The following is a 25,053-nucleotide window of genomic DNA, read 5'->3' on the forward strand; positions in this document are numbered from 1 at the left end:
ACGCCGCCGGACGACGCAGCATCGGCCTTGCCCCCACGTTTTCGTCGCCTCGCTACGGCACCGGCGTCACCGCATCGCAGGCGGTCGATTTCTGAGCGGCGGCCTCGTACTGACGGATTTTTCCCGCCGCCAAGAGACACGTTCGCCGCACGATGATGACGGACAAGTCGTTACTCGCCAAAGCGGTTCGGATCGCGGTTTTCAATCCCTCGCGATCGCTCAGCGGATCGATCGTGCCGACATTCTCGATCCCCAGGGACTTGCACAACTGTTCGAAATCCACGCGTCCGGTCGGTTCATGATTCAGCGTTCGTCCCGTGCCGGGATGCTCCTGCATGCCGGTCATGGCCGTCGTACCGTTGTCCAAGATGAGGACCAAATGGCCGGTCGGCGGCGGATTGTACACCATCTCCACCACGCCCGGGATTCCCGTGTGCACGAACGTGCTGTCGCCGATGATGCTCACGACGCGACGCGCCTGCTCTTCGGGCAGGACGTGCCGCAACCCCAAACCCATGCCGATGCCGGCACCCATGCAGATCAGAGCATCGATCGCTTGAAAAGGCGGTAGGACGCCCAGCGAATAGCAACCGATGTCTCCCGCCACAATGCAGTCCAATTCCCGCAGAATCTCCATCGTGACGCGGTGCGGGCACCCGTTGCACAATTGCGGCGGCTTTACCGGCGGCGGCACCGGTTCCGGGGAGATATCCCCCGCCGCGATCCGTCGCACTCGCGCCACGTCCAATTCTCCAAAGCGGTACATCTCGGGCTTGTCTTCCACCGGGATCCCCGCCGAGCGAATCTGCTCCACGAGATACGGATCGCCCTCTTCGACCACCAGACACCGTTGGAAGCGGGCGGCAAACTCCCGGATGGCTTCGAGCGGCAACGGGTACGTCATTCCCAGCTTGAGAACGGCGGCCTCCGGCACAGCCTCGCGGACATGCATGTAGCTGATCCCGGAGGTGATGATCCCCAACTCCTCCGCCCCTGCGTCCTCTCGCACAAACCTCGGCGATTCACTGACGGCGGCCAAAGCTCGAAGCTTCTCTCGCAATCGCTTGTGCGCCCGGCGCGCATACGCCGGTATCATCACGTACTTTTCCATATCGCGGACGAACCGCGGCGAGTCGGGCAACTTGCCGACCTCACGCGGCACCACCACCGTTTTGGAGTGGCACACCCGCGTCGTCATCCGCAAGAGGACGGGTGTTTCCCATTCCCGCGACAATTCGATCGCCGCCAGCGTAAAGTCGTACGCCTCTTGCGAATCGGCAGGCTCCAGCATGGGAACGCCGGCAGCCACGGCGTAACGGCGATTGTCCTGCTCGTTCTGGCTGGAGGCCATGCCGGGATCATCCGCCGAAACGATGACCAGCGCCCCCGGCACGCCCGTGTATGCCACCGAAAACAAAGGGTCGGCAGCCACGTTCAGCCCGACGTGCTTCATGGTGACGAGGGCGTCGGCCCGTCCCAGTGCGACGCCGATGGCCACCTCGAGCGCCACCTTCTCGTTGGGCGCCCATTGGGCCTTACCGCCCAACTCGGCGAAGTTCTCGAGTATTTCCGTCGACGGCGTCCCCGGATAACCGGTCCCAAGCGAGACGTGCCCATGCTTGGCGGCCAGCGCGACCGCCTCGTTGCCGCTCAAAAATAAGCGAGAATTACCTGACAAATTATCCTCCCGGAACTGCTGGATACCGCCCCGACCGTCCACTGGGTACGCCGCATCTTGCAGTCCATACCCCGTCACCGGTCAATCGACCCGGCCAAGAAAACGAAAACCGTGATTTTACAAAGGTTGCAGCGGGTTCGCAACGAAAAGTACGGACGGCCATAACATAGACCGCTTGAATAAAGATTACCGATTAAATGGTCGATAACACTTCCACCCTACGATCGGAGGGGTGACGTTGCGCCCTCGCTCGGTGCAATCCCAAGCAAACGGCCACCAAACATCGACACCCGGACAAGAGGCGGCAACTCATGGCCTCACTCGACCTCGCTCCCCGCCAAATCGCCGGCGGCCTTCGCTCCGTAATCCATCGTCAGCGACGGAGATTCTCCGTCCTTGGGGTCGTGGTCGCTTGCCTATTCGTTCCCCAAGCCACGGGTCAGACCGTCGAGTTTCAGCCAAGTTTCGCGAGCGGCAACGGAATCTTCGGCACGATCCCGGCGACCGACGCCGAACCGCCGATCGCGGGCTACTCCCCGGCCGGCAGCGACCCGGCGGCGACTCTTTCGAACCAGAAGACCGCCTCGCTGCGCGAACTTGCCTCGGTTGGACCGTCGTCCTCGCGGAACGAGCCGATTTCACACCCCAACACGGCGGCATTCCCTTACCTCTCGGCGTCAAGCGATCCGCCCGACGGTGCGCCTCCCGTGTCATGGCCCGAATCATCGCTGAGCGGACCTCCTCAAACCGCTGAGGCGTATGATCTTCAAACCGCCGCCTACGAATCGCCTTATGTGACTCGCGAAGAATTGCAGCAACAGTTGCAAGGGCTGGCCTGGCGTAAGGGTGCGTTCCAAATTACGCCCTACGGACGCATCACGGTCAGCGGCGTGTACGAAACGGAGCGAACGTATTTGGGCGATTTCGCCCTGTGGGTGGAATCCCGCGATGTCCAGGGAGAGAGCGGGTTCTTTTTCGATGCCAAATCGACGCGACTCGGGTTGGATATCGTCGGCCCGTCGCCTGAGAGTCGTCCCGACATCAAGCTCGGAGGCAAGATCGAATTCGACTTCCAAGGCGAATGGGTCCTGAAGAACAAGTCCGGCGTGCTCTTTCGCCAAGCCTACATCGAGGCGAAAAACGAGCAGTGGCGTTTCCTGTTCGGGCAGGCGTGGGATTTGATGTCGCCCCTTTACCCCGGCATGCTCAATTACGTACCCGGTTCCGGCGTGGGCAATTTAGGATATCGCCGCGCGCAACTGAGGCTGGAACGCTATTTCGACCTGTCGGACTTCCTCCTTATCACGGCGCAATGGTCGGCCAATTCGAACATCATCATCAACCCGCCCGCCTCCACGAACGTCGTAGGGACGGAAGGCGGTTGGCCCGACTTCCAAGGTCGGATCGCCTTCACGTTAGGCGATCGGGAAAATCCCGGTTGTCGGCCGATCACGCTGGGTGTCTCGGGACACATCGGCGAACAGAACTGGGACTTTCGACCGCCCAATCCCGATCCCGTCTCCAACCTGTCGCGCAAGACTTGGTCTTTCAGCGTGGATTTCGATTGGCCGATCACGGAGCGACTGGGGTTTCAATGTGAGTTCTTCACGGGAGAAAACCTGGCGGCCTACATGGGCGGAATCTTGCAAACCATCGATCGCGGTACGCGTGCGCCCATCCTCTCCAACGGCGGTTGGTTCGACGTGCGCTACGACTGCACGCCGCGCTGGCATTGGCATGGGGGCTTCTCCATCGATGACCCGCTCAATCGCCGCATGACTTCCGGTCGTTGCTATAACCACGTCTATTACTTCAACACCGTGTACGACTTCACCAAGCAATTCAATTTGGGATTCGAGGCGAGCTTTTGGAAAACGCACTACATCGGCCTCGCTCCCGGCGAAACGGCACGCTTTGAACTTCAGGCCAAGTACGCCTTTTGAGCAGGCAGTGACCTCGGCCTCAAGAGGCCCGGCGCTTACGGCGGCGGTTTCCGGGACCGTCGCGATCGCACCTCTCGTCTCTCGTTCGAGCCTCCGCGGACTCCGGCGGGGTCGGCGCAAATTGCGGCGACCGATGGTACACTAAAGAGGTACTTTGTTCGCAGTATCCGACCGACCAAGAACCGGATTCATCGACCGAATCAATCCGAAGGTGAAGCGCGCGACAAGCAGAGCAGGTACAGCGCCGTTGGGAGCGATACCATGAGCGAATCCGCCGAAGTGCCCGAAAAAAAGGAAACGCCGGACGCGGAATCCCCGCAAGAGTCCGTTGCGTCGGACCTCTCGTTGCGTGCCTCCCGGGAACGATCGGACGCCGACGGAACCGACGAAGAAACCGCCAATATGCTCTTGGAACTTCCCGAGGACGAGTTGCTCGACCTACCCGAAGCCGAGGGCGTCACCGTGACAAATCGAACGCAGACCGTCGGCGATGTCGAGGCGACCGACGTGTCGCCCTCGCCGACAATCGAGGAAGACGTCCTCGATCGAACCGACGCGGATTCGGCGGGCGACACGGACATCTTAGCGCGCGACTCCGTGGAAGCCGATGAGTCGCAAACGCCGGTCGAGGAGTCTTCGTCGGAAGAATCTCTCGCAACGCTTTCCGGAGACGAGAGCACTTCGACTTCGCCGCTCTCCGAAAACGCCGCGTCCGCAACCGCGGACGAACAAAATGCCGACGCTTCCACGGAAGCGGTTCCCGCCGCATCCGAATCGACGGAGGCCCCGATCTTGGTCCGCGCGCCGGAGGGGGCCGACGTCTTCGCCTTGAGCGAATTGATCTTGGAACCGTCGGGCCGACCGTTAGGGCCGGTCGCCGCGCGCTGGATCGGCCGCCTCTTGGAAAAATTGGAGGAATCCGCAACCGCGACCGGCGAGACGGATGAGCCTGCCATCGCCGCCTGGATTCGCGAGACCGCGGCACCCGCCATCCGGACGGGAGAGGCTCCCGCGGAATCCGAGGAAACCTTCGTCTTCGCCGGGCCCGATGCCGCGGAGGAGACTTCCGTACGCAATCGCCTCAAAGGCAACGGGAAGAAAAAATCCCTCCTCCGCGAGTTGGTGGGAATCGTGTTGGGCGGACTGGGCGGGCTGTTGATCGCGTACTACGCTCTCAACTGGTTCGGCGGGCCGCAGTACGATTTCGCGAATATTCCCCTGCCGGGCGTCCGGCACACCTATCGGCACGCTCCGCCGTGGTTGAAGCCGTACCTTCAGCCCGGTAAGAGCTCCCCACCGGCAGGCGCCGACGACCCTTCATCGCAAGAACTCTAGATGTCCCGCATCTCCGTCGGACGATACGAGCCGGTAAGGCCGAGTCGTCACACCTCGGCCCGGTCGGGAGATGACGTCTCCCGGCGACCGTTCCGACATTCCAATTCGGTGATCTTGCGAATCCGTCTCAGATGGCGATCGCCTTCGAACTCTGTGCGAAGCCAAATATCGACGAGGCGGTCGGCAAGCTTTGGGCCGAGAATATCGGCGGCCAGACACAGCACGTTCAAATCGTTGTGCCTACGACTCACCTCGGCGGTGATTTCGTCGTGGCACGGCGCCGCCCGAACCCCGGGAAACTTGTTGGCCACGATGGCCATTCCCAATCCGCTGCCGCAAATCAAGATTCCGCGGTCCACGGTCTTCTCGCTGACCTGACGAGCTACCTGCGCGGCTATCTCCGGGTAATCCACGGCGTTGGCGCTATCCACACCCACGTCAATGACATGCGCGCCTAATCCCTCCAAGAAAACGATCACCTTATGGCGCAGGGCGGAACCGCGGTGATCGCTGCCGATCGCAATTCGCATGTTGTCGGAAGCCGTTCCAATCAAAACCATTCCCTCCGGAAAAACCGGGGAAGTCGAAAGCGGAAGGATTCGTCGCGGACGCGGTGGATCAGCCGATAATTCAATCTATCCCTTGCGTCGCCGAAGGGCAATGCAAAAGGCCCTCTTTACCCCTCATATAGGTTAACTCTCTCAAGGGGATTCGTTGGTAGAAACGACCATCCGACCGTGATGTCAATTCCTACAGTTTTTTCGCGACTATTCCGCCTCCTTTGATTTCGCGGGGCACCTTTGCGCGGCCTCGCATGCTGTGGCGGTCACCGGTCGCAGGAAAACTACCGCCGCCAGCCCGCTCTGCGAATCCCGCCGTCACGGGTGTTTCGCGTCGCGATCGATGGCGACCGCCTCCGCTGTGACGGCGGCCAATTCGGCGGTCGCTCCGTTCGCTTCCGTCCCGATCGGGTTCTCCCCCGCCGGTGCAATCAGGTGAAGCGACCCTACGCGCCCCAATTCCGGCCACAGCTTCATCACCGCGAGGACGGAGAGAATCGCCCCGAATCCGCCGAACAGCACGGAACCCACCGGACCGAAAAGCCGCGCCGTCACGCCCGATTCCACCCCTCCCAAGTCGTTGGAAAGAACGATGAAGACCGTATTGACGGCGGAAACTCGCCCTCGCATCGCGTCCGGGGTCAACATTTGGACCAGAGTGTGACGCACCACCACGCTAATGTTGTCGAACGCTCCGATCAAAAACATCATGGTCAGCGACAGGGCGTAGTTTTTCGACAGGCCGAACACGATGGTCGCGACTCCGAACCCGGTCACCGCCAAGAGCATGTTGCGACCCGCTCGTCGCATGGGAGGGAGGTGCGCCAGCAGCATCGCCATCGCGATGGCTCCGACCGCTTCCGCCGAACGGAGCATTCCCAAACCGGTCGGCCCGACGCAGAGGATGTCCTCGGCGTAGACGGGCAAGAGATAGGTGACGCCGCCCAACAGCACCGCCAGGAGGTCGAGGCTAATGGCGCCGAGGATCATGCGACGACGCAACACGAAACGCAACCCATCCCAAACGCTTCCCGTCGATGCGGCCTCCGATGCGGCGTGGACCTGAGGTCGCGGGTTCACGAATATCATCAGCACGAGCGAGGCCGCGCGAAACCAGACCACGGCGGCCAAGGCCGTGGCGGCGTCCTTACTCGCCCCCATCAACAGACCTCCCAGGACCGGACCCGTCATCGTCCCCAGTTGAAAGATGCTGCTATTCCAGGCCACGGCATTGCTGAAATCGGCGGTGGGTACGATCAGGGGGAGGAGCGAGGCGCGGGCGGGAGTGCCCAACGCTTGGGCCGCTGCGGCGGCGGCCAGCAAGGCGTAGATCCAGCCCACCTGCCCGTTGCGGACCGCCGACCATATCCCCACGCTTGTCAGGGTAATCACGGCGAGCGTTGCGATTACCAACCATTTGCGATTGAAGCGATCGGCGAGATGCCCGCCCAGTAGCGCCAACAAGATGACCGGAAGCGCCTTGGCCATTCCCAACCAGCCCAATGCCAGGGGGTCGGAAGTGCGGTCGTAAACGTACACGCCCAAAGCCACCAACTCGATCTGCGAGGCGATGACCATCGCAAACCAGGCGGGGGCGTAGGAACGGTAACTGGGAGAACGCCACGCGGCATAAGCGTCGCGGCGGGTACTTTCGGGCGCCGACGAGGGCATGGGGTTTCGTGTGGTGTTTTACGGCGAAGAAGGCTTACGATCGGCAGCGGACGCGAGGACGACGGACCTCGCCGCGCGGCGAGTGGAACTCAGGCGGTCGAGACATTGACCGCGTTTCCGATCGACAGGGCGACCGTTCGCCCGGCGCGGCGACGCCAATCGTGCATCATATCCGCGTTCGTGAAAATCGTACACCGCCCCGCCGAACCGCCGGGGCGACACGGTCCACACGAAACCTTAAGCCCGGCGCCTCAATGAAGGATGTTGCGATCCAGCATGCGGTACTGAACGGCCTCGCTGACGTGGACTTCGCCGATGTCATCGCTTCCATCCAGATCGGCGATGGTTCGGGCAACGCGGAGAATCTTGTCGTGCGCCCGGGCGGAAAGTCCCAACTCCGTCATGGCCGTCTGGAGGAGCGATTTGGCGGTCGCCCCCAACTTGCAATGCTTGCGAATCTGCTGGTGCGACATCTCGGCGTTGCAACGGGCTTTGCCGCCTTGCAAGCGTCGCTGCTGGCGCCGTCGGGCCTCGATCACCATCCCGCGTGCATCCGCGCTCGAGGTCCCGTCCCGCCCCGCCGACAATTCCTGAAAGGGCACCGCCGGGACCTCCAAGTGGATGTCGATCCGATCCAAGAGCGGTCCTGAGATCTTGGCCATGTAGCGTTCGATCTGCGGCACCGTGCAGTGGCATCGTCGTCGGGAATCGCCGCGGTATCCGCAGGGGCACGGATTGAGCGCCGCCACCAGCATGAAATTGGCCGGAAAAGTGGTACTGAAACTCGCTCGGGCGATGGTCACCGTTCTTTCCTCTAAAGGTTGGCGAAGCACCTCCAGGGTTCGACGGTTGAATTCCGGCAACTCATCGAGGAATAGGACGCCGTTGTGTGCCAGGCTGATCTCGCCGGGCGTGGGCGTGGAACCGCCCCCCACCAGTCCGGCGTCGCTGATGGTGTGATGCGGCGCGCGAAACGGTCGAACCGCCAACAGCGGCTTGTCCGGTTGGACCTTGCCCAGGGCACTGTAGATGCGGGTGGTCTCGATGGACTCGGCCGGCGTCAGATCGGGCAAGATGGTGGGCAAGCGCCGCGCCAGCATGCTCTTGCCCGACCCGGGCGGTCCGACCATGAGAAGGTTGTGCCCGCCCGCCGCGGCTACGATGAGCGCCCGTTTGGCCATCTCCTGACCGCGGACGTCCGCCAAATCGTCCTCGTAAGCGGCGCACCGGTGGAACAGTTCCTCCAATCGCGAGGGAAACGGGGGAATCTCCACGTTTCCGCTCAAGAACGCCACGGCCTGAGTCAAGGAATCGACGGGGATCACCTCGATCTCCTCGACGATGGCGGCCTCGGCGGCGTTATGCCGAGGGACGACGAGGCCGCGGCACCGCCCCGACTTCGCCAACGTCATGGCCATCGACAAGGCTCCGCGGATCGGTCGGACCGTGCCGTCCAGGGCCAATTCTCCGACGACCGCATAATCAGCAGGGCGAATGGAATCGAGTTGTCCGCCCGCCGCCAGAATGCCGAGAGCGATCGGCAAATCGAAGGAGGCCGCCTCCTTGGGCAAATCGGCCGGCGCCAGGTTGATGATGGTGCGGTTTTCGGGCCGCTCGAAGCCCGAATTCACGATCGCGCGGTCCACGCGATGGGTGCTCTCGCGGACGGAAGCCTCCGCCAATCCGACGATGACCGTTTTGGCCAACCCGGAGGGCGAAACGTCCACCTCCACCTCGACCGGGACGGCGTCGATCCCCAGGAGGGTCAATGTCGTAAGCTTTGCCAGCATATTCTCACAGCCCCGGCGGGTCCGAGCGCAAAATCCAGCCGGTTATTCTGGACCTTTTTTCGGGGCGGAACAAGTCGCGGGCCGCGATATTTCCGCAAAGAGCGGCCTCCCGAACGGAAGGGGAGCGGCGGCGAAATGCAATCCGTCCCGCCCGGACGCACGGCGCCCGGGTGCGGCTTGGATCGAATCCCCTCGCCTGTCGGAGTTCCCGCTCGGTTGGCTACGGTCGGCGCGGACCGGCAATCCACTCCAGATCGGTGATGCCCGGTTTCGGCAACGGGTAGTTGCCCGTCGCGTCCGGCAAGGTGGGCGGGTCCATCGTCAGGGAGGCGTCCTCGGGCAGCGGGCGATAGGCGAAGTCCATAGCCGCCACATCGTCGAATCGCATGGCCTGGCCCGTGTAAACCGCCAACTGTCCCAGCACGGTGACCATCGTGCTCTTGGCCATGTGGTAGCCGCTGTTGTAGGGCTGCCCCTTGCGGATCGAATCCATCAGCGTATCGATCTCGGTTTGATAAGGATTGTTCTGCTTGCCCTCGAACTTCCAGTTGGTCTCCCCTTCGATGCGTTTTTCGCCCAGGTAGCAAACGCCCTTGCTCCCCATGATGATGTCGGTGGAATTGCCGTAGGTTCCGACTTGGGTGCGGCACATGGCATAGACTCGGGCACCGCTCGCGTATTCGTACACGACGGTCTGATTGTCGTACATGTCGCCCAGTCCCTCCCCGAACGAGGCCGCTCGTCCGCCCAACCCGAACGCCCAGGCCGGCATCTCCTCCTGAAGCGCCCAGGTGACCCGATCCATGTTGTGGACCAGCGATTGCGGCACGTCATCGCCGGAAAGCCAGCAGAAGTGGTACCAATTCCAGAATTGGAATTCGAGTTCGGAATGCTCGGGTTTGCGAGCCATGACTTGGTACGGTCCGCGGAGAAACATCGCCTGAACCGCAACGATATCGCCGATGATGCCGTCGTGAATCCGTTTCATCGTCTCCTGCCAACCTGCGTCGAACCGGCTTTGCAGGCCGGAGACGAGGCTGAGCCCCTTTTCCTTGGCCAGATCGCAGGCGGCTTGCATCCGCCGCACCCCGACCGGGTCGATCCCATGCGGTTTTTCCACGAAGACGTGTTTGCCGGCCTTAATCGCCTCCTCGGCGTACATAGGATGGAACTTCGACGCGCATGCAATGAGGACGACGTCGGAAGCCTCGATCACCTTTTTGTAGCCGTCCAGGCCGACGAAGCGATGATCGGCGTCCGCAATGACGCGATCCGGCGCTTGGGCGTGAAGATTCTGATATGCGGCATCGACCTTGGCCTGGAAGACATCCGCCATGGCGACCAATCGGATGTCCGGTCCGGCATTCAGGGCTTGCGCCGCCGCGCCCGAGCAACGCCCGCCGCAACCGATCATTCCCACCCGAATCACGTCGCTCCCGGCGGCATGGACGCTGCGGGCCAAGGCCGCGCCGCTCAACACGGCGCCCGTTCCCACCGCCGCTGTCTCTAAAAAGGAACGCCGGGTCAAAGAAGGCTTGCGGGATGCTTGTTGTGTCATCGTTTCAACTCCGGTAAGGAAAGTTATCCAATCCGACTTCCGATCCATTGATTCCCGAACCGACGATTCGAGGGGCGTTTGTCCCGGTGGGGAAATACCACTGTCTATGGTCGATTCCGGAATGGCGAAACTCGCTCGCGGCCCGTGTCAGCGGGTCGGCGACTCAGACTCTTCCGGAATGCCCAACTCTTGGAGGGTGTTCCTCAACCACCGCAGGGATTTTTCGATCATCGGCCCGCCCTGCCCTTCGCATTCCATGCTCAAGGGACCGTTATAGCCGTGATCGCGGAGGATCGTGAGCACTTCGCGAATGTTGGCGGCATTCACGCCCTCGCCGATCGCGCAATGGCTGACCGCGATTCCGGTCTCTTGGCCCCGGACCGCCGCGGCCAGCGACTGGCTTACGTCCTTGACGTGAACATGATGGATCCGCGAGGTGAACCGCCTCGCGAATTGCACCGGGTCTTGGCCCGCGATGAAGGAATTCCCCGTATCCAGATTGAGCCGCAAAAAGGGGCTATCGCAGAAGTCCAGCATCTCGGCCAATCGGTCCGGATTGGTGGTAAAATACCCGTGCACTTCGATATTGATCGTAATTTCGTAGGCCTCCGCGGCCTCAACGATTTGCTCGTAACTGCGCCGCATCAGGGCCATGGCCTCGTCGTCGGAAAGCCCTTCCGGACGATCCAGGCCGTCGGTGGTGGCGATTCGGGGGCAACCGGCCAACTTGGCCCAACGGATGGCGTTGAGTACGTACGGCACTCCGTAAAGCGGCCCATCCTTGCCCGACAGCGGGTAAGCTGCGTCGATCTGCGAAAACGCTACGCCGTACTTCTCCATCTTGCGCCGCAGCAGCAAGGGGTCTTCGTAGAGGGCCACGTGCGGTTGATACCCCAACCCGTGAATCCAACTCACGCCGTCGATGACGCCGCACTCGATGAGATGCACGTCGTGCGCCTGGGCCCATTGCAGGCACTTTTCGAAGTTCCAGTAAGAGGAATTGAAAGCATCCGTGTGGAAACTGATTTGCATTTTCTCGCCGCTCCTCGAACCCCGTGCCGAATACGTTCCTCACCCTTTACCCGGCGAACAACAGGAACCGAACTTGCACCTACCGCCCAGCCGACCACAAGCACGCGCGACGGTACAACTCCCGCACGCTGGAATTGTTCAGAGCCTGGACGTCGTGCCCCAGAACGCAATGAAAGACTCGGCCCCTGCCGACGTTCAAACTGAACGCCATGGGATAGGCGCGACCGTCCACGCGGGAGACGGCCTGCGCCAGCACATGGATGGGCGTCTCGCCGGCCAAACACGTGTAGAGTTCGTCGACGGTCTCGAAATCCTTCAGTCCCCTCGTAACCGGATGCTCCGGATCCGTGATTTCGACCCGAAACGCCCCGTGGGGATCGTGCCCGCGCAGCGCGGGATCCCAAACGCGACCGGCCAGCTTTTCGAAATCGCCCTTGAATTCTTGAAACGCCCCGCAAGCAAAGTGCACCAACACCAATCCGCCGCCGTTCTTGACGAAACGATTCAGTCCGTCGAAGGCCGCTCGGCCCGGCACATTGGGGTCGTAGTTCTTGAAGTGCATCACGACGGTATCGTAACGCGACCAGTCCACCCGGTCCATTTCCGCGAGTCGATCCAGCACTTCTACGCGGATGTCGCCGCCCTTAGACAAAGCTTCCACGAGAACCGGCGCGGTCTCTTGCCACTTATGGCCGGGATAATCCTCGCCCGTGATCAGCAGGCAGCGAACCGGCGAAGGGGAATGCGATTCGACCTCCGCTGGGTTCGGGGACTGTTGCAGCGTCTCACCGGCCCAAGAGGTCGAAAACCCCAATATCAAGACCGCGCCAAGCAGACGCGTCGCGGTTTGTGGGAGGCGGCATTGCGGGGAGAAAAGCCCGAGCTTAAGGCAAGACATGGCAAGCGGTTTCCTCATCGGCAGGATGCGTACGTCGCACTCGCGTGCCAACGACCGCCCTTAGCATAGCCGAGAGAAAGCCGCAGTCAAGACTGTGGAGTGACGCATTGCCTGGCGGACGAGAGACACAGACCGACCGCACGGTCGTGCCCGCAGGCACTTTTGCCGATCGTCCGGCGCGGGGCAAACTCGGGCCATGGGAGGCGGCGGCAGTCCATCGCCGCTGCGCGCGACGCTGAGGAGTAAACGATTACTTGCCCCGTGCACGACTGAAACGCTCGCTACGCCGGTTTACCGGACCGCAACGCCTGCATGACGCGATCGGTGATGGCCTGGATCAATGCTTCGCGCTCGTCGTCCTGTACGGCTTTTCCGTCTCCGTTCGAACCGGCGGCGGAGGATGCGCAAGCCCCCTCCCGAAACCGCGGGGGATGGAACGCCTGCTGATCCACGCCGCTCTGCTTCCAACTGTCGCGAAAGACGTCGTTGGCGCACAGTTCGCAGTTTTGCAACTCCGTGCGCGGGTCCTTATAGCCCAGCTTTTCTTTCAGATCCAAAAGGGCCTTGGCTTCGGGTTCCGTGAAGTAGTTGACGCGCCCCAGGCTCTGCGCGAGCATCAACATCCGGCAATAGGAGTCGAGGATTTCGGTGTACCAATAGGCTTGTTCCACCGTATTACCGAAGCTGACCGTCCCATGATTTGCCAGGATGATCACATTGCTCTTCTGGACGAAGGGGAGAATGGTGTCGGCGAACTCCTGCGATCCCGGCGTGGCGTAGCGGGCGATGGGGACTTCGCCCAAGAAGATCTCCACCTCGGGCAGAACGCACATGGGCACGGCCTCGCGCGCGATTCCAAAGGCGGTGGCGTGCGGGGGATGGCAATGCACCACGGACTTGATGTCCGCCCGCGATTTCATGATCGCCAGATGCAATTTGATCTCGCTGGTGGCCTTTCGCCTTCCCGCAATCTGCTTGCCTTCCATATCCACGATGCACAGATCGTCGGGCTTCATGAAGCCTTTGCAAATCATGGTGGGCGAGCAAAGCACCTCGTTCTCGCCGATGCGATACGAGATATTCCCGTCGTTGGCGGCGGCAAATCCGCGTTTGTACAATCGGTCGCCGATCTCGCAGATTTCTTGCTTGATCTTATGGACGTTCAACATGGTTTCTTATCTCCGTTTCTCCGGTTTCGCCGCCATCCCCGTCGCGTCCGTCATTCCGGCAAGGGGCGGACCTCGATGTGATCCAGGATGGCTGCGGCGTAGGCGTCGATGGGCTTCGGTTCGTCAAAGGGCTGAGCGGCCTCACGCCCTTCACTGAAGGCCACGAAGCAACCCTCGTGCGACGACGTCTCGTCGTACACGACCAACTCCTCCGCTTGCGCGGGCAGCTTATTCAGCAGGTTATCCAACGACAAAGGTACCACCAGTTTCAAAACCGCTCCGCGCAGGGAGGGATGCGCCCGGTTCAAGGTCACCTTGCCAACCACTCTTCCCACTCGCACGTCCAACCCTCCCTGGGGCGTCTCGTCGCTCGGTGCTCAGCTCAAATGTCGGGCGAAGGCCTCGGGGCATTGGAGAGGCGACCGCGCGAACTCCGCGATCATCCGTTTGATTTGAAACACGCCCTGCCGCGCGTCCGCCACGAGGACGTTGGCTCCCACCGCCGCGGCGTCGATGGTGACATCGTTCGGTCGCCTTCCCGCCACCGCTCGGACGCCCTCCAAGCGATTGGCCAAGCACACCCCGGCGGCAACGTGCGAGGTCACGATCACGGCGCGACCGCCCGGTCGGCGAACGGTTTCCGCCGCCCGCTGCGAGGCTCGGACCATGCAGTCCAACTCCTCCGGCACGACCCTCACGTCTCCCGCGCGAAACAGACCGCTGACTTGTGCGGGCGAAATACGCCGCGTCACCAGGATGACGGGCATGGCCCGGTCCGCCGTCCCGCCGCTCGTTTCGGTCCCGGGCCCGCCCGCAGGACGGACCGACGTAGAAACCGGACCGTACGTCACTACGATGCCTTGCTGCCGCAAAAGGTCCCGAACCGCGGGCGTCAAGATCGCTCCGGGCCGGACCAAGAGACGACGAATCCCTTGCAACCGACCGTCTAAGACGGACGCGGTGACCACGCGTTCCGGGATGGATAGCTCTCCGTCGCGTGTCGAAACGATTCGGGCCTTGCGAGTCTCGGTAGTAGGCGACGCCTCGGTTACGATTGGGGCCGAGGGTGTGGTCGCCTTGGTCGCCGTCGCACCATCGTCGTTCGCGCCGCCCTCGGGAGTTTCCGCCCCCAGCGCAGCGAGCACCTCGCGCACGATGCGCTCCAAAGTGGCGCTGTCCGGCATGTCCTGGAACTGTTGCATCAGTCGGCAATTCCGATCACCGCCCAACGGACGGGAGTTTTCTTATCGTTCAAAACCGATTGCGTGTGCTTGCCGTCGCTGGAGATGATGACCTGGTTCCCAATACCCGCTCCCAGGTGATCCACCGCCAGAACGGGGTCGCCGTCAGGGGATCGACCGTCCGCGGCGATGGGTTGAACCAACAGCAACCGCCAACCCTTCATGGACGGGTGCTTGATCGTCGCCGTTGCCGTTCCCACCACGCGTCCCGCCAACATCCCCGAACCAGTGCCTCCGTTCCTATTCTTTTCTCATCGAATGCCGCGGTTCCCGTACGCGCTTCGCGCCGCCGCCCTCAGCGCCCCAAGATTCGCAAACTGTCGATCATCGCGCATCGACGTTCGCGCGTGAACGTCAGCGGCGTGGTGATTCCTTCACCGGTCGGCCCGGCGATGGAGAAGGACAAGTACCCTTCCCCGCCGAGTCCCAACCCCGCCATGCACGGTCCGTTCTTCACAAAGATTGTGGTATCCAGGGCACGCCCCATCTTCGTCATGTTGACCACATCCCGCGAATGGATGATGGCCGTATGCCGAAAACCGTGTTCGCTGATCCTCGCCATTTCGATGGCTTCGTCCACGTTTCGGCAACGGACGAAGGGAACGAACGGCATCATCTGCTCGATCTGAACGAACGGGTGCTCGAACGTCGTTTCGCCGAAGATCAATTCCACGTCGTCGGGAATGCGTCGTCCCGCCGCCCGCGCCAGGACCGCGGCATTCTGTCCAATGAATTCCTTGGCGGGGACGTCGTGCCGATCCTTGCCCTCGCCCACGGTCGTGACGACCTTGGCGGTCAACGCTTCGATCTCCGAAGCGCTGAGGCGGACGGCGCCTGCCCGTTCCATCGCCGCCATCAGATCGTCGAAGATGCTCTCCACGGCGAACACCTGCTTCTCGCCGATGCACAGGAGGTTGTTATCGTAGGAACCGCCTTGGATGATGCACCGGGCCGCGCGATCCAAATCGGCCGTGTCGTCGACCACTACGGGCGGATTGCCCGGACCGGCGACGATCGCCCTCTTGGCCTGCTGCAAGGCGGCCTTGGCCACGCCGGGACCGCCGGTCACGCACAGAAGCGAGATGTTGCGATGCTTGAAGATCGCGTTGGCCGTCTCCAACGTCGGCTCGGTAATGACGCAGATCAGATTATCCACGCCCAAATCGCGATAAATCGCCTGGTTGTACCGCCGCACGCCTTCCGCCGCGATGCGTTTTCCGCTGGGGTGCGGATTAAAGACCACGGTGTTGCCCGCCGCCAACATGCTCACGGCATTCCCCGTCAGCGTAGGCAACGAATGCGTCACCGGCGTGATGGCCCCGATGACGCCGAAGGGAGCGTGTTCGATTACCGTCAAACCGTGGTCGCCGCTGAAGACCTCGCTCCGCATGAACTCCACGCCGGGCGACCGTTCGCCCAGCGTCTTCAGCTTTTCGATCTTATGGGGCAAACGCCCGATCTTGGTCTCCTCCATTTCCATCGTTCCCAGTTCAACGCACTGCTCGACGGAAATGCGACGAATCCAGTCGATCGCTCGCTTGCGCTCTTCGATCGTGCAGCGCGAGAGCCGGTCGAAGGCTTCCGAGGCCGCGGCCACCGCCTCGTCCACGTCCGTGAACAAGCCCAGGCGTCCCTGATAACTGCGAACCGCCGGACCGGGCGCCGCCGGCAGCGTCGCCGAACCGTTGCTCTTCAGTCGGTGAATCACTTCCTCCACGACCGAACGCACCAGATTCTCATTGATTTGCATCGCACCGCTCCTCACGGAACTCGCCGCACAACGCGGCGATCGAGATATTGCATACTTTTCGTCATCGCCTTAGGGATGGCTCTCCAAAACGACGTCTCCTTAGAAATCCATTCCCATCGACGCCGCGCCCTGCCGGGCCGCACCAAACCGCGACATCCTTCAGGCCTCGCGTCCCCCGTCCTTGCTGTACACGCACGCATCCTTGACGTGCACCTGATCCACGATCGCGATAATGACCGTATCCACGGGAAGGTTTTTCGTCTCGGGCGTCAGGCGGGCACTGGATCCTTGAACGATCAAGACCAGTTCGCCCTCACCCGCCCCTACGGTATCCACGGCCACGAAAGTCCGTCCGGTCCCTTTCAGTTCCGCCCGCGTTTCGGGGTCGAGGCGATACGGTTCCACAGTCAACAGCTTGTGGCCGACCATCGCGCCGACCTTTTGCGTGGCGACCAGCGTACCGGTAACTCGGGCCAAAAACATGCTCAGCCTCCCGCCTTCAGCAGGTCGCGGACTTGTCGAGCCACCATGAGTTCCTCATTGGTCGGCATGGTCCAAATCCGGGCGCGGCTTCGCGGATCGCTGATGTCGCACTCTCCGCGCGCTTCCCGGTTCTTGTCCGGCGCGAGCACGATGCCCAGTTCGTCCAACCCCTCGCACACTTCCGCTCGCAATTGCGCGTCGTTCTCGCCGATGCCGCCCGTAAAGACGATCACGTCCGCTCCGCCCAATTCCACCAGGCAGGCCCCCAGGTAGTGGCGGATGGAGGCCGTAAACACGTCGATGGCCAGGGAGGCCCGAGCATCGCCCTGCGCCGCGGCTTGGCGGATGTCTCGCATGTCCGTGCCCACGCCGCTCAACCCCAGCAATCCGGACTTGTTGGCCAACGCATCGAGCGTCTGCTCCAGCGTCCAACCGGTCTTGGCCATCACGATCGGAATCGCGAAGGCATCGAAATCGCCGACCCGATTGTTGTTCGGCAAGCCCGTCTGGGGACTCATCCCCATGCTGGTGAACACGCTTTGCCCGTTACGGATGGCGCAAAGCGAACTGGAACCGCCGAGATGGCACGAAACGACCCGCAGATCATTCCGGCCCAGCAATTCCTCCGTGCGAACGGCGATATAACGGTGACTCGCGCCGTGGAATCCCCAACGGAGCACGTGCCATTCCGCCCACTCGTAGGGCACGGCGTAATGCCGGTTGCGATCCGGCACCGTACGGTGGAAATCGGTCTCGAAGGCGGCCACCATCGGGATGCCGGGGAGCTTTTCGCGCAGCAAACGCATCGCGCGGATGTAGGGCGGATTGTGCGCCGGGGCGGTGGCGGACATTTCTTCCATCGCCGCCAGCACGTCTTCGGTAACCCGCTGCACCCCCGAAACGCGTCCCCCATGCACGGCCTTGAAACCGATGGCCGACACCTCCGCTGCGTCCTTCAAACACCCCGTCTCGGGATCGGTGAGTTGTTCCAAGCAACACCGTACGGCGACGGCATGATCGGGAACGGGCAGCCTTTTCTCCAATCGCTTCCCGGCGATCTCGGCCGTGACGGGGCTTTCCTCGGCCCCGATCCTTTCGATGCCGCCGCGCGCAATCTGCCGCTCCGACTCCATGTCGAAGAGCCGATACTTGAAGCTCGTCGATCCCAGATTGGCCACCAAAACCTTCATGCTCCGTCCTCCTCCCACGACATCCTATCAAGGGAAAGCCGACGCCTTCCGCGACGTGAGACGCGATGATGCCGGCGAACGACCGCGACGCACCCGGCCTACGCCGAGGCAAACGCGGCGCGGCCCCACACCGGGGAAACGCGCGGCATCAGCTCAAGTAAGCGGCGATCACGCCTTCCGCCGGACGGGGAATGATGTGGCTGGCGACCAATTCGCCCACCTGCGACGCGGCATTCGCGCCCGCCTCCACGGCGGCCCGAACGCTCCCCACGTCGCCGCGCACGATCGTCGTCACCAATCCGCCGCCGATCTGCACGCGCTTCACGATCTGGACGTTCGCGGCCTTCGCCATTGCGTCCGTCGCCTCCACCAAAGCCACCAAACCCTTCGTTTCGATCAATCCAATGGCGTCTTGCATGGGGACTATACCCTTTCTTTTCTCGTTGGTCCTGGTTCGCGTACTCTTACGGGGCGTCATGAGAGGTCAATCCGCCTTGGATTCCTTGACCGCGGGCGCCGGCAGAACGGCCGAAAGCTCGTCGTGCGGACGAGGAATGACCTGAACGCTAATGACTTCGCCGATCCGCGCGGCCGCAGCGGCGCCGGCGTCCGTGGCCGCCTTCACCGCCGCCACGTCGCCCGTCACGAACACGCTCACCAAACCGCTGCCCACCTTGTCCCAGCCCAAGAACTGCACGTTTGCCGCCTTGAGCATGGCATCGGTGGCTTCCACCAGGGTCACGAAACCCTTGGCCTCGATCATGCCTAAAGCTTCCATTTGTTTCGCCATCGTTTTCTACTCCAGGGGTAGGAACCAAACCGAACTCTGATTTTTCAACCGGAACCGTGCGGCCGAGTCGAAAGCCGCCCGTCTCCCTCACCTTCCCAAACGTCCCTTTTCCTCGCCGCTTGGACTCACGGCTTGAACAATTCCACGCGAGCGGCATGGTCGATGTCCGCCGCGTTGCCTTCGTCCGTGTCCAGATGCACCTCCAACTTGCTGGTCTCATCCGCCCGAACCAGCAAACCCTCGTACACCGTCGTGCAGAAACCGGATTCGATCCGCAGCGACATGCGATCGCCGTCCTTCACGCCGTAATACTCGGCGTCGCGGACGTTCATGTGCACGTGCCGCTCCGCCCGAATCACCCCCTGCTTCAAATCGACCACTCCGGCCGGGCCGACCAGTACGCAACCGGGCGTGCCGTCGATCTTCCCGCTGGGCCGCACGGGGGCGTCGATGCCCAACGAAATGGCGTCCGTAAAGGCCAACTCGACCTGACTCCGCGATCGCGTCGGGCCCAGGACCCGAACGCTCGGCAGCATCCGGCGACGCGGACCCACCAGCATCACGGTCTCCTCCGCGGCGTAGAATCCATCCTGGTACAACGGTTTCATCGGCGTCAGTTGATGCCCCTTGCCGAATAACGTCTCGACATCCTCTTGGCTCAAATGACAGTGCCGCGCCGAAATACTCACCACCAGCTCAGGCTTGCCCTTCGGGCCGCCCAGTAGCTGCACCACGATTTCGCGAACGATCTTTTCGACCTGCGAACGGTCGATCGGAGGTGCAATACTCATGGTCCGTCCGTTCCCTTTTCATGATTGCGGGCAGGTCATCGCCGGAGCGTCTCGCACCCGTCGATCGCCGCCGTGAATGCTCGTAATCCGATTCCCTGAGAGCTTGTATTGCGTTTTGCGCAGCGTGAAATCCGCGTTCTCAACCGCTTCGCACCGGCGAATCGACCTCTCCCGTCTCCTCCCCCAAAGCGGCCAGAGGCGTCGCCAATCGCTCGTGCACCGCCGCCACCGTCAACCGTACCCCTGCCGACTCGATTCTGGCGCGCCAATCGGCGGCCAAGCCGTCGTCGGAAACCACGTGCTGAACGGCCTCCAACGGGCAGACATGGGTCAAGCTACAGTGCCCGAACTTGGAGCTATCCGCCACGACGATCACCTCGTCGGCGACATCCATCATGCGGCGCTCCGTCTCTACCAGCAAAACGTTGTTATTGAAAAACCCTTGCTCGTTGACCGCCGCCACGGACAGAATCGCCTTGCGAACCCGCAACGACGCGATCATGGCGTCGGCCAGCGGTCCTTGCGCCACTCCGCTACGCGGACAAATGCTACCTCCCAAAAAGACTAGGTCACTAATCGGGCTGGAAGCAAACAAATTGGCGACGGGAAGCGAGTTGGTGACGACGTGCAACGGCACCCCGACCAACAACCTCGCCACCTCATAGGTCGTGCTACCCCCGTCCAAGAGGATCGAATCGCCCGGGTGGATCAACTCGACGGCCTTTCGGGCAATGGCTTTCTTTTCCGCCCAGCGCATGGGCTGCCGCATTTCGAAATGGGGCAACCGGGGCGAACTGCCCGTGTACAAAACGCCCCCATGAATGCGTCGTGCCTCGCCTTCCTCCTCCAAAGCTTCCAAGTCTCGCCGTACTGTGGACTCGGATACCCCCAGCACGCCGGTCAGGTCGTCCAAAGTGGCAAAGTGCCGCGCGCGAATCAGCTCTAATATCTGCTGCCGTCGCTCTTGAACGGTTAAGGCTGAATGACTAGGCGGCATGACATCCTTCCGGCACCGCGGATCGAAACCCCCACCCCAAGCACGCAAACACAACCCAAACAACCCTAATTATGACACGATGAAGCAAACCTGTCAATCAAGTGAACGATATCTTTCATATTTTTATCCACGATGGCGCAATTCTTTCATCCGAATCTGCAATTAATCCGGCACGCACTCGCACCGTGCCCTCGCCCCCGGACCGGAGCATTCGAACTTTTCCGCAATTTCCGAATAATCCTCAAGGTTTGCCCATATTTCGGCCGATTTTTGCATCCAGACGGTGGACCGCGTAAATGCGCGGGCTCCATCCGGAATTCCACTCAGCCGTTCACTCACCAAAGCGTAAGGCCTATGAACGAGCAATCCAATCGTCGCGGCGAGGTCTCCCAAACGGAATCGTCTGCTAATTTCGGCCCGAAGACCGTAACGTCGGGGCCTTGCTCAGTCCGGGTACGATCCTCCTCGGATGCCCGAGCCACGGTTCCCAGCGTCCTCACCGAACTACCGGATCTCAGTCGTCCGGAAACCGATCTCGATGAAATTGGAACCATCTCTTATGGAGGTTTTGCCATGTGGGAAAAACCGGTTTGGCGAGGCATCGCCCTGGGAGGCGTGGTCATCGTCCTTCTGGCGGCGGTCTGGTTCTTCTCCGGACGCGGACGGAACGACTCGGGTGGCATGACCGACAGCGCGGGACGCTGGCAAGTTCCCGTCCCTCAGCCCGACGCTCCCGAGGCGCCGCGGTGGGACGCGAATGCAGCTTCGCCCGGGAATTCAGCTCAAGCGGAGGCCGGGCAACAAGCCTGGGGCGGATGGAACCACTCCAATAATGCCGCTGCGTTCCCTCAGCCTGAGACACCTTCGAAGTCTCCGTTGGGTTTCGATCTCCCGCCGGGAAACCGCTGGGGAGACTCGACGGCAACGAACGAAGGCCAACTTCCGACCGGCATGACTCCGCAGCAGTCGTATGCTCAGCCCGGCGCCGCTTTGCCCGTGCCCAGCTATCCACCGCAAGGCATTCCCGCCGGTTCGCAGCAGACGGCTTGGAGCGGTCCGGGCTCGCAGCAACCGGAGTTTGCGCAAGCTCCGCAACCGAGTTGGGCCAACGCCGCTTCAAGCGGTACTCGTGATCTCCAAGCGAACGGGAATGCGACGGCGCCCGCTCAGGACGGCCAACCCTACACGGTTCAGAACCCGTATTACCAACCTTGGGCAGGGGCGCAGACCGTAGCCCAATCCCCCGCCGGGAACGGTGAGGCCGCACCGTCCGGCGCAATGCCGCCTGCCTCCACCTGGCCTGTGCCGTCATCGCAGGCCGCCCCGCCGAACATGCCGGCAACCTATCCGCAAAGCCGATACGCGCAAGCGAACACGCAAACCTACGGATACTCCGCACAACCTTCGTACGCGTCGCCGGGGGCCGAGGAGCGCGTTGCCTTTCGCGGCGGCAATGGAGACTCGGCACCGGCAACTGCGGGTTACGTCCCCGCCTATTCCCCCAACCTGAACCGCCCAGGCGCACCGTCTTGGAACGCCGACGCGGCCACGAATTCGGCGTATCCGGATTCAACGAGCGGAGCCCCCGCTTGGGGTCAGCCGACGAATCCGTCCCTGCCCGCCGCCGTGCCCGGATCGCAACCGCAGGTCGTGGATCCCGCCGTCATCCGCGCAGACTATTCCCGAACCAGCGCGCCCACCGCAGGGGCATACCCTTCGTCCCCGACTGCGACCGGCCCGGCCTACGCCCCCGCGGCGTCCGCTAATCCGTCGCCGTATTACTATCCGTCAACGAGCGGAAATGCTCCCGTCTATCCGCAGACTTCAACCTCGACGTGGAACACTTACCGCTGATCCGAAAGTCCCGTCGGGCAACCGGAATTTCGGCAACGCCCGATAACCGCCGGTGCTCGACCGGACCTCTTTCGATGAAAATCGCCGGCAACGCCCGGAATTAGCGACGCCGACCGGACGCGGGAGAAAGCGACGATGACAAGGATCGATCAGGCGTTCCTTCGCTCCATTTCGCCGTGCGATTCTCAAACCGCGCCCGCCGTCGTGGAATCACTCCCGGCCAAGGGCGAACCGACCGAGCCGCGCCCTCCTCGACGGAGTCGCGTGTCGGCCCCCCACTTCGCGATTCGCGGCGGCCCGGCGTCCGAGAACAAACCCGATACGCCGCAAGCACCCCCGGGACCAACCGTTCCCGAAGCAAACGCAAACCACGAGGAGGCGCCGCCTTCCTCATCGTCCCACACGGAGACGCCGCCCATGGCAATCGAAGCCCGCACCGAGACGCAAGATATCTTGCCCCTTCCCTCTTCCCAATCGATCCCCGGTCGCGGAAACTCCGGTTCGGCGTTCGTGCCGTCCCTCGAAGTGGATGCCTTTCTCGTGCCCCCGATCTGTCGCAAGATGGTCGACCGGTTGGGACCGACGGCACTCGCACCGGTCGCTCAGACCCTGGCGTCGGCGGCACGACGCGGTTGTTGCCTCGGCGGTTTCTTGGGCTGGGGCGCTGCAAGCGGTTGTACCACGACCGCCCTCAGCACGGCTTTGCTTTTGGCGGATCGCGGCAAACGTGTCTTAGTCGTCGACGCCGCCGACAACGCCGCACTGACGTCCATGCTCGGGCTGGACCTGGAGCAGGGTTGGGACACGGCCCCCGATCAATCGCTGCGCGAGTTGGTGATTCGTTCGCTCGAAGATCGCTTCGACCTCTTGCCGAAATCCACGGCGGCGGCCCCAAGCGCATTTCAACCCGATGCCGTTCCTGAGACGCAGACTCGGGCACCCAACCCCTTGTGGCGTCGATTGGCCGAATTGACGACCTATTATGCCTTCATCCTGATCGACTTGGGTGGCATGTCCCTCGAACGCGATTCCTCTACACGAATCTCTGTAGCGAACGCCGCACCGGCACCGACCGCCCGAAAAACGACCCAAGAGACCGACCTGGCCTCCGCATGCGACGTCCTCTTTTACGTCCGCGACGCGCGGCGACGCCTCGCCGACCTCGCCCCATCGCCGGGCAATTCGCCGACGCTCACGATGCGCCCGCGGAGTTACATCATCGACAACTTCTCGCCCAACGTTTGATCGAGCCAACCACGAACGACGGAAGACTTCGCGGTCTTCGCCGTCGGCCATGCATGAGGTGCGATGATGTACGAGAGCTACTGGGGGTTGCGAGAAAAGCCATTTCGCGACGACGCATCGGGGGAGTTTTTCTTCCCGGCCGAGACTCATCAGACGGCCATGCTCAAACTGCGCTACGCCATCGACAACCGCCATTCGGCCGTCTTGTTGCTCGGCCCCCCCGGCATGGGCAAGAGCTTGCTGGTCCGGCGATTGCGTCAATCCTTGCCCGAAACGTTTCGCCCCGTCATTCACCTCGCATACCCGTTCCTGACGCCCGCGGAACTGCCGCAGTATATCGCGTGCGAGGGCGGTTGGATTTCACCTGACGCGGGTTCCCCCGCCACTCCGGTCCTGTTGCATGCATTGGAACGCGGTCTTCGCGAGGTATCGCGGCGCGGCGAACGGGCCGTCGTAATCTTGGAAGAGGCTCAACTTTGGACTTCCGGCAGATACTGGGAGACGCTGCGCACCCTCATGAATCTCCCACCCGCCGAAGAATCCGCCTGGAGCTTCGTCATCTCGGCCCAACCGGAGATTCTGCCGGTCCTGCGGAGCCTGCCGCACCTGGAGGAACGCTTGACCCTCCGCTGCCGCCTGAAACCTTTCGCGCCGGACGAGACGCGGCGCTACATTCGACACCGTTTGACGGCGGCGGGATCCACGCGTGATATTTTCACCGAGGACGCCGCAACCCTGATTCACGATCTCTCCGGCGGCATCCCGCGGCGCATCCATCGTCTTTGCGACTTGGCCCTCTTTGTCGGCTTCGCGGAAAAGCTGGACGCGATTCGGCCCGAGCATGTCGAGGCCGTTCACGAGGAATTGACCGCCGTGACGGTCGAATAGCCGCCGTGGATGGTGAATCGAATGCAATCCGGCGGTCGTGCCCTCCTAGGATTCCCCCAAGGCCGCCGGCCCAACGCGATCGAATCGGCGCGCTATACTCAAAGAATGCATCTCTGCCGTTACGCCGCCATCCCGCTCCGCCGCATATGGCGGGTTCGATCAGGTCGGACCGCAGGCCTGACGGGTGCCG

Annotated in this window: 23 protein-coding genes; 5 read left to right on the forward strand and 18 right to left on the reverse strand. The window is 62.3% G+C overall.

Annotated elements, in window-relative coordinates:
- Positions 1–52: 52 nt before the first annotated feature.
- The gene (locus tag ACYQ6J_RS03485) at positions 53–1,756 is read right to left on the reverse strand and encodes a thiamine pyrophosphate-dependent enzyme (RefSeq protein ID WP_460182807.1); all 1,704 of its coding nucleotides are present in this window, start codon (positions 1,754–1,756) and stop codon (positions 53–55) included.
- Positions 1,757–1,989: 233 nt separating this feature from the next.
- Here ACYQ6J_RS03485 and ACYQ6J_RS03490 point away from each other — a divergent pair, with 233 nt between their 5' ends.
- Together ACYQ6J_RS03490 and ACYQ6J_RS03495 are read left to right on the forward strand one after the other, a co-directional pair.
- Entirely contained in the window at positions 1,990–3,621 is a 1,632-nt protein-coding gene (locus ACYQ6J_RS03490) for a hypothetical protein (protein ID WP_460182808.1), read from the forward strand.
- Between the two features lie 261 nt (positions 3,622–3,882).
- On the forward strand, positions 3,883–4,956 hold the full coding sequence (locus ACYQ6J_RS03495; RefSeq protein ID WP_460182809.1) for a hypothetical protein: 1,074 nt from the start codon (positions 3,883–3,885) through the stop codon (positions 4,954–4,956).
- Positions 4,957–5,003: 47 nt separating this feature from the next.
- Here the strand turns inward: ACYQ6J_RS03495 and rpiB are convergent, their stop codons facing one another.
- The 17 genes from rpiB to ACYQ6J_RS03580 form a co-directional block, all read right to left on the reverse strand.
- Positions 5,004–5,486, reverse strand: a complete 483-nt coding sequence (rpiB, locus tag ACYQ6J_RS03500; protein WP_460182810.1) for a ribose 5-phosphate isomerase B — start codon at positions 5,484–5,486, stop codon at positions 5,004–5,006.
- 348 nt (positions 5,487–5,834) lie between these two features.
- Positions 5,835–7,187, reverse strand: coding sequence for an MFS transporter (locus ACYQ6J_RS03505; protein ID WP_460182811.1), 1,353 nt, complete (start codon positions 7,185–7,187; stop codon positions 5,835–5,837).
- Positions 7,188–7,438: 251 nt separating this feature from the next.
- Positions 7,439–8,977 (reverse strand): YifB family Mg chelatase-like AAA ATPase, encoded by a 1,539-nt coding sequence (locus ACYQ6J_RS03510; RefSeq protein WP_460182812.1) that lies wholly within the window; start codon positions 8,975–8,977, stop codon positions 7,439–7,441.
- 220 nt (positions 8,978–9,197) lie between these two features.
- Complete coding sequence (locus tag ACYQ6J_RS03515; RefSeq protein WP_460182813.1) at positions 9,198–10,535, reverse strand: Gfo/Idh/MocA family protein; 1,338 nt, start codon at positions 10,533–10,535, stop codon at positions 9,198–9,200.
- A gap of 147 nt (positions 10,536–10,682) precedes the next feature.
- Complete coding sequence (locus ACYQ6J_RS03520; protein ID WP_460182814.1) at positions 10,683–11,567, reverse strand: sugar phosphate isomerase/epimerase family protein; 885 nt, start codon at positions 11,565–11,567, stop codon at positions 10,683–10,685.
- A gap of 79 nt (positions 11,568–11,646) precedes the next feature.
- Positions 11,647–12,465 (reverse strand): ThuA domain-containing protein, encoded by an 819-nt coding sequence (locus ACYQ6J_RS03525; RefSeq protein ID WP_460182815.1) that lies wholly within the window; start codon positions 12,463–12,465, stop codon positions 11,647–11,649.
- Between the two features lie 281 nt (positions 12,466–12,746).
- Positions 12,747–13,634, reverse strand: coding sequence for a class II aldolase/adducin family protein (locus ACYQ6J_RS03530; protein ID WP_460182816.1), 888 nt, complete (start codon positions 13,632–13,634; stop codon positions 12,747–12,749).
- A 50-nt stretch (positions 13,635–13,684) separates the two neighbouring features.
- On the reverse strand, positions 13,685–13,975 hold the full coding sequence (locus ACYQ6J_RS03535) for a EutN/CcmL family microcompartment protein (RefSeq protein WP_460182817.1): 291 nt from the start codon (positions 13,973–13,975) through the stop codon (positions 13,685–13,687).
- 36 nt (positions 13,976–14,011) lie between these two features.
- Entirely contained in the window at positions 14,012–14,836 is an 825-nt protein-coding gene (locus ACYQ6J_RS03540) for a hypothetical protein (RefSeq protein ID WP_460182818.1), read from the reverse strand.
- The gene (locus ACYQ6J_RS03545) at positions 14,836–15,093 is read right to left on the reverse strand and encodes a EutN/CcmL family microcompartment protein (protein WP_460182819.1); all 258 of its coding nucleotides are present in this window, start codon (positions 15,091–15,093) and stop codon (positions 14,836–14,838) included. The genes ACYQ6J_RS03540 and ACYQ6J_RS03545 overlap by 1 nt, the downstream gene beginning before the upstream one ends.
- A 77-nt stretch (positions 15,094–15,170) precedes the next feature.
- Entirely contained in the window at positions 15,171–16,625 is a 1,455-nt protein-coding gene (locus tag ACYQ6J_RS03550) for an aldehyde dehydrogenase family protein (RefSeq protein ID WP_460182820.1), read from the reverse strand.
- 159 nt (positions 16,626–16,784) lie between these two features.
- Positions 16,785–17,108: a EutN/CcmL family microcompartment protein gene (locus ACYQ6J_RS03555; protein WP_460182821.1), complete on the reverse strand. Its 324-nt coding sequence runs from the start codon at positions 17,106–17,108 to the stop codon at positions 16,785–16,787.
- 2 nt (positions 17,109–17,110) lie between these two features.
- A complete protein-coding gene (locus tag ACYQ6J_RS03560) occupies positions 17,111–18,298 on the reverse strand; it encodes an acetate/propionate family kinase (RefSeq protein WP_460182822.1) in 1,188 nt (395 codons plus the stop codon).
- A gap of 148 nt (positions 18,299–18,446) precedes the next feature.
- Complete coding sequence (locus ACYQ6J_RS03565) at positions 18,447–18,716, reverse strand: BMC domain-containing protein (RefSeq protein ID WP_460182823.1); 270 nt, start codon at positions 18,714–18,716, stop codon at positions 18,447–18,449.
- Positions 18,717–18,782: 66 nt separating this feature from the next.
- Complete coding sequence (locus ACYQ6J_RS03570) at positions 18,783–19,088, reverse strand: BMC domain-containing protein (protein WP_460182824.1); 306 nt, start codon at positions 19,086–19,088, stop codon at positions 18,783–18,785.
- A gap of 125 nt (positions 19,089–19,213) precedes the next feature.
- Entirely contained in the window at positions 19,214–19,879 is a 666-nt protein-coding gene (gene pduL / locus ACYQ6J_RS03575; protein ID WP_460182825.1) for a phosphate propanoyltransferase, read from the reverse strand.
- A gap of 139 nt (positions 19,880–20,018) precedes the next feature.
- Positions 20,019–20,876, reverse strand: a complete 858-nt coding sequence (locus ACYQ6J_RS03580) for a DeoR/GlpR family DNA-binding transcription regulator (protein WP_460182826.1) — start codon at positions 20,874–20,876, stop codon at positions 20,019–20,021.
- A 354-nt stretch (positions 20,877–21,230) separates the two neighbouring features.
- Here ACYQ6J_RS03580 and ACYQ6J_RS03585 point away from each other — a divergent pair, with 354 nt between their 5' ends.
- The 3 genes from ACYQ6J_RS03585 to ACYQ6J_RS03595 all read left to right on the forward strand — a co-directional run bounded on the left by ACYQ6J_RS03585 (position 21,231) and on the right by ACYQ6J_RS03595 (position 24,863).
- The gene (locus tag ACYQ6J_RS03585) at positions 21,231–22,730 is read left to right on the forward strand and encodes a DNA polymerase III subunit gamma/tau domain-containing protein (protein WP_460182827.1); all 1,500 of its coding nucleotides are present in this window, start codon (positions 21,231–21,233) and stop codon (positions 22,728–22,730) included.
- 417 nt (positions 22,731–23,147) lie between these two features.
- Positions 23,148–23,975, forward strand: coding sequence for a ParA family protein (locus ACYQ6J_RS03590; protein WP_460182828.1), 828 nt, complete (start codon positions 23,148–23,150; stop codon positions 23,973–23,975).
- A 63-nt stretch (positions 23,976–24,038) separates the two neighbouring features.
- Positions 24,039–24,863, forward strand: coding sequence for an ExeA family protein (locus tag ACYQ6J_RS03595; protein WP_460182829.1), 825 nt, complete (start codon positions 24,039–24,041; stop codon positions 24,861–24,863).
- Positions 24,864–25,053 lie beyond the last annotated feature (190 nt).

Source organism: Thermopirellula anaerolimosa (assembly GCF_054657335.1).

Bases quoted from the DNA above. Each gene is read 5' to 3' on its own strand.
- ACYQ6J_RS03515 (WP_460182813.1), bottom strand. From the start codon at position 10,535: ATGACACAACAAGCATCCCGCAAGCCTTCTTTGACCCGGCGTTCCTTT.
- rpiB (WP_460182810.1), bottom strand. From the start codon at position 5,486: ATGCGAATTGCGATCGGCAGCGATCACCGCGGTTCCGCCCTGCGCCAT.
- pduL (WP_460182825.1), bottom strand. From the start codon at position 19,879: ATGAGTATTGCACCTCCGATCGACCGTTCGCAGGTCGAAAAGATCGTT.
- ACYQ6J_RS03525 (WP_460182815.1), bottom strand. From the start codon at position 12,465: ATGTCTTGCCTTAAGCTCGGGCTTTTCTCCCCGCAATGCCGCCTCCCA.
- ACYQ6J_RS03590 (WP_460182828.1), top strand. From the start codon at position 23,148: ATGGCAATCGAAGCCCGCACCGAGACGCAAGATATCTTGCCCCTTCCC.
- ACYQ6J_RS03580 (WP_460182826.1), bottom strand. From the start codon at position 20,876: ATGCCGCCTAGTCATTCAGCCTTAACCGTTCAAGAGCGACGGCAGCAG.
- ACYQ6J_RS03555 (WP_460182821.1), bottom strand. From the start codon at position 17,108: ATGTTTTTGGCCCGAGTTACCGGTACGCTGGTCGCCACGCAAAAGGTC.
- ACYQ6J_RS03585 (WP_460182827.1), top strand. From the start codon at position 21,231: ATGAACGAGCAATCCAATCGTCGCGGCGAGGTCTCCCAAACGGAATCG.
- ACYQ6J_RS03560 (WP_460182822.1), bottom strand. From the start codon at position 18,298: ATGAAGGTTTTGGTGGCCAATCTGGGATCGACGAGCTTCAAGTATCGG.
- ACYQ6J_RS03520 (WP_460182814.1), bottom strand. From the start codon at position 11,567: ATGCAAATCAGTTTCCACACGGATGCTTTCAATTCCTCTTACTGGAAC.
- ACYQ6J_RS03595 (WP_460182829.1), top strand. From the start codon at position 24,039: ATGATGTACGAGAGCTACTGGGGGTTGCGAGAAAAGCCATTTCGCGAC.
- ACYQ6J_RS03545 (WP_460182819.1), bottom strand. From the start codon at position 15,093: ATGTTGGCGGGACGCGTGGTGGGAACGGCAACGGCGACGATCAAGCAC.
- ACYQ6J_RS03530 (WP_460182816.1), bottom strand. From the start codon at position 13,634: ATGTTGAACGTCCATAAGATCAAGCAAGAAATCTGCGAGATCGGCGAC.
- ACYQ6J_RS03565 (WP_460182823.1), bottom strand. From the start codon at position 18,716: ATGCAAGACGCCATTGGATTGATCGAAACGAAGGGTTTGGTGGCTTTG.
- ACYQ6J_RS03550 (WP_460182820.1), bottom strand. From the start codon at position 16,625: ATGCAAATCAATGAGAATCTGGTGCGTTCGGTCGTGGAGGAAGTGATT.
- ACYQ6J_RS03540 (WP_460182818.1), bottom strand. From the start codon at position 14,836: ATGCAACAGTTCCAGGACATGCCGGACAGCGCCACTTTGGAGCGCATC.
- ACYQ6J_RS03505 (WP_460182811.1), bottom strand. From the start codon at position 7,187: ATGCCCTCGTCGGCGCCCGAAAGTACCCGCCGCGACGCTTATGCCGCG.
- ACYQ6J_RS03495 (WP_460182809.1), top strand. From the start codon at position 3,883: ATGAGCGAATCCGCCGAAGTGCCCGAAAAAAAGGAAACGCCGGACGCG.
- ACYQ6J_RS03490 (WP_460182808.1), top strand. From the start codon at position 1,990: ATGGCCTCACTCGACCTCGCTCCCCGCCAAATCGCCGGCGGCCTTCGC.
- ACYQ6J_RS03510 (WP_460182812.1), bottom strand. From the start codon at position 8,977: ATGCTGGCAAAGCTTACGACATTGACCCTCCTGGGGATCGACGCCGTC.
- ACYQ6J_RS03570 (WP_460182824.1), bottom strand. From the start codon at position 19,088: ATGGCGAAACAAATGGAAGCTTTAGGCATGATCGAGGCCAAGGGTTTC.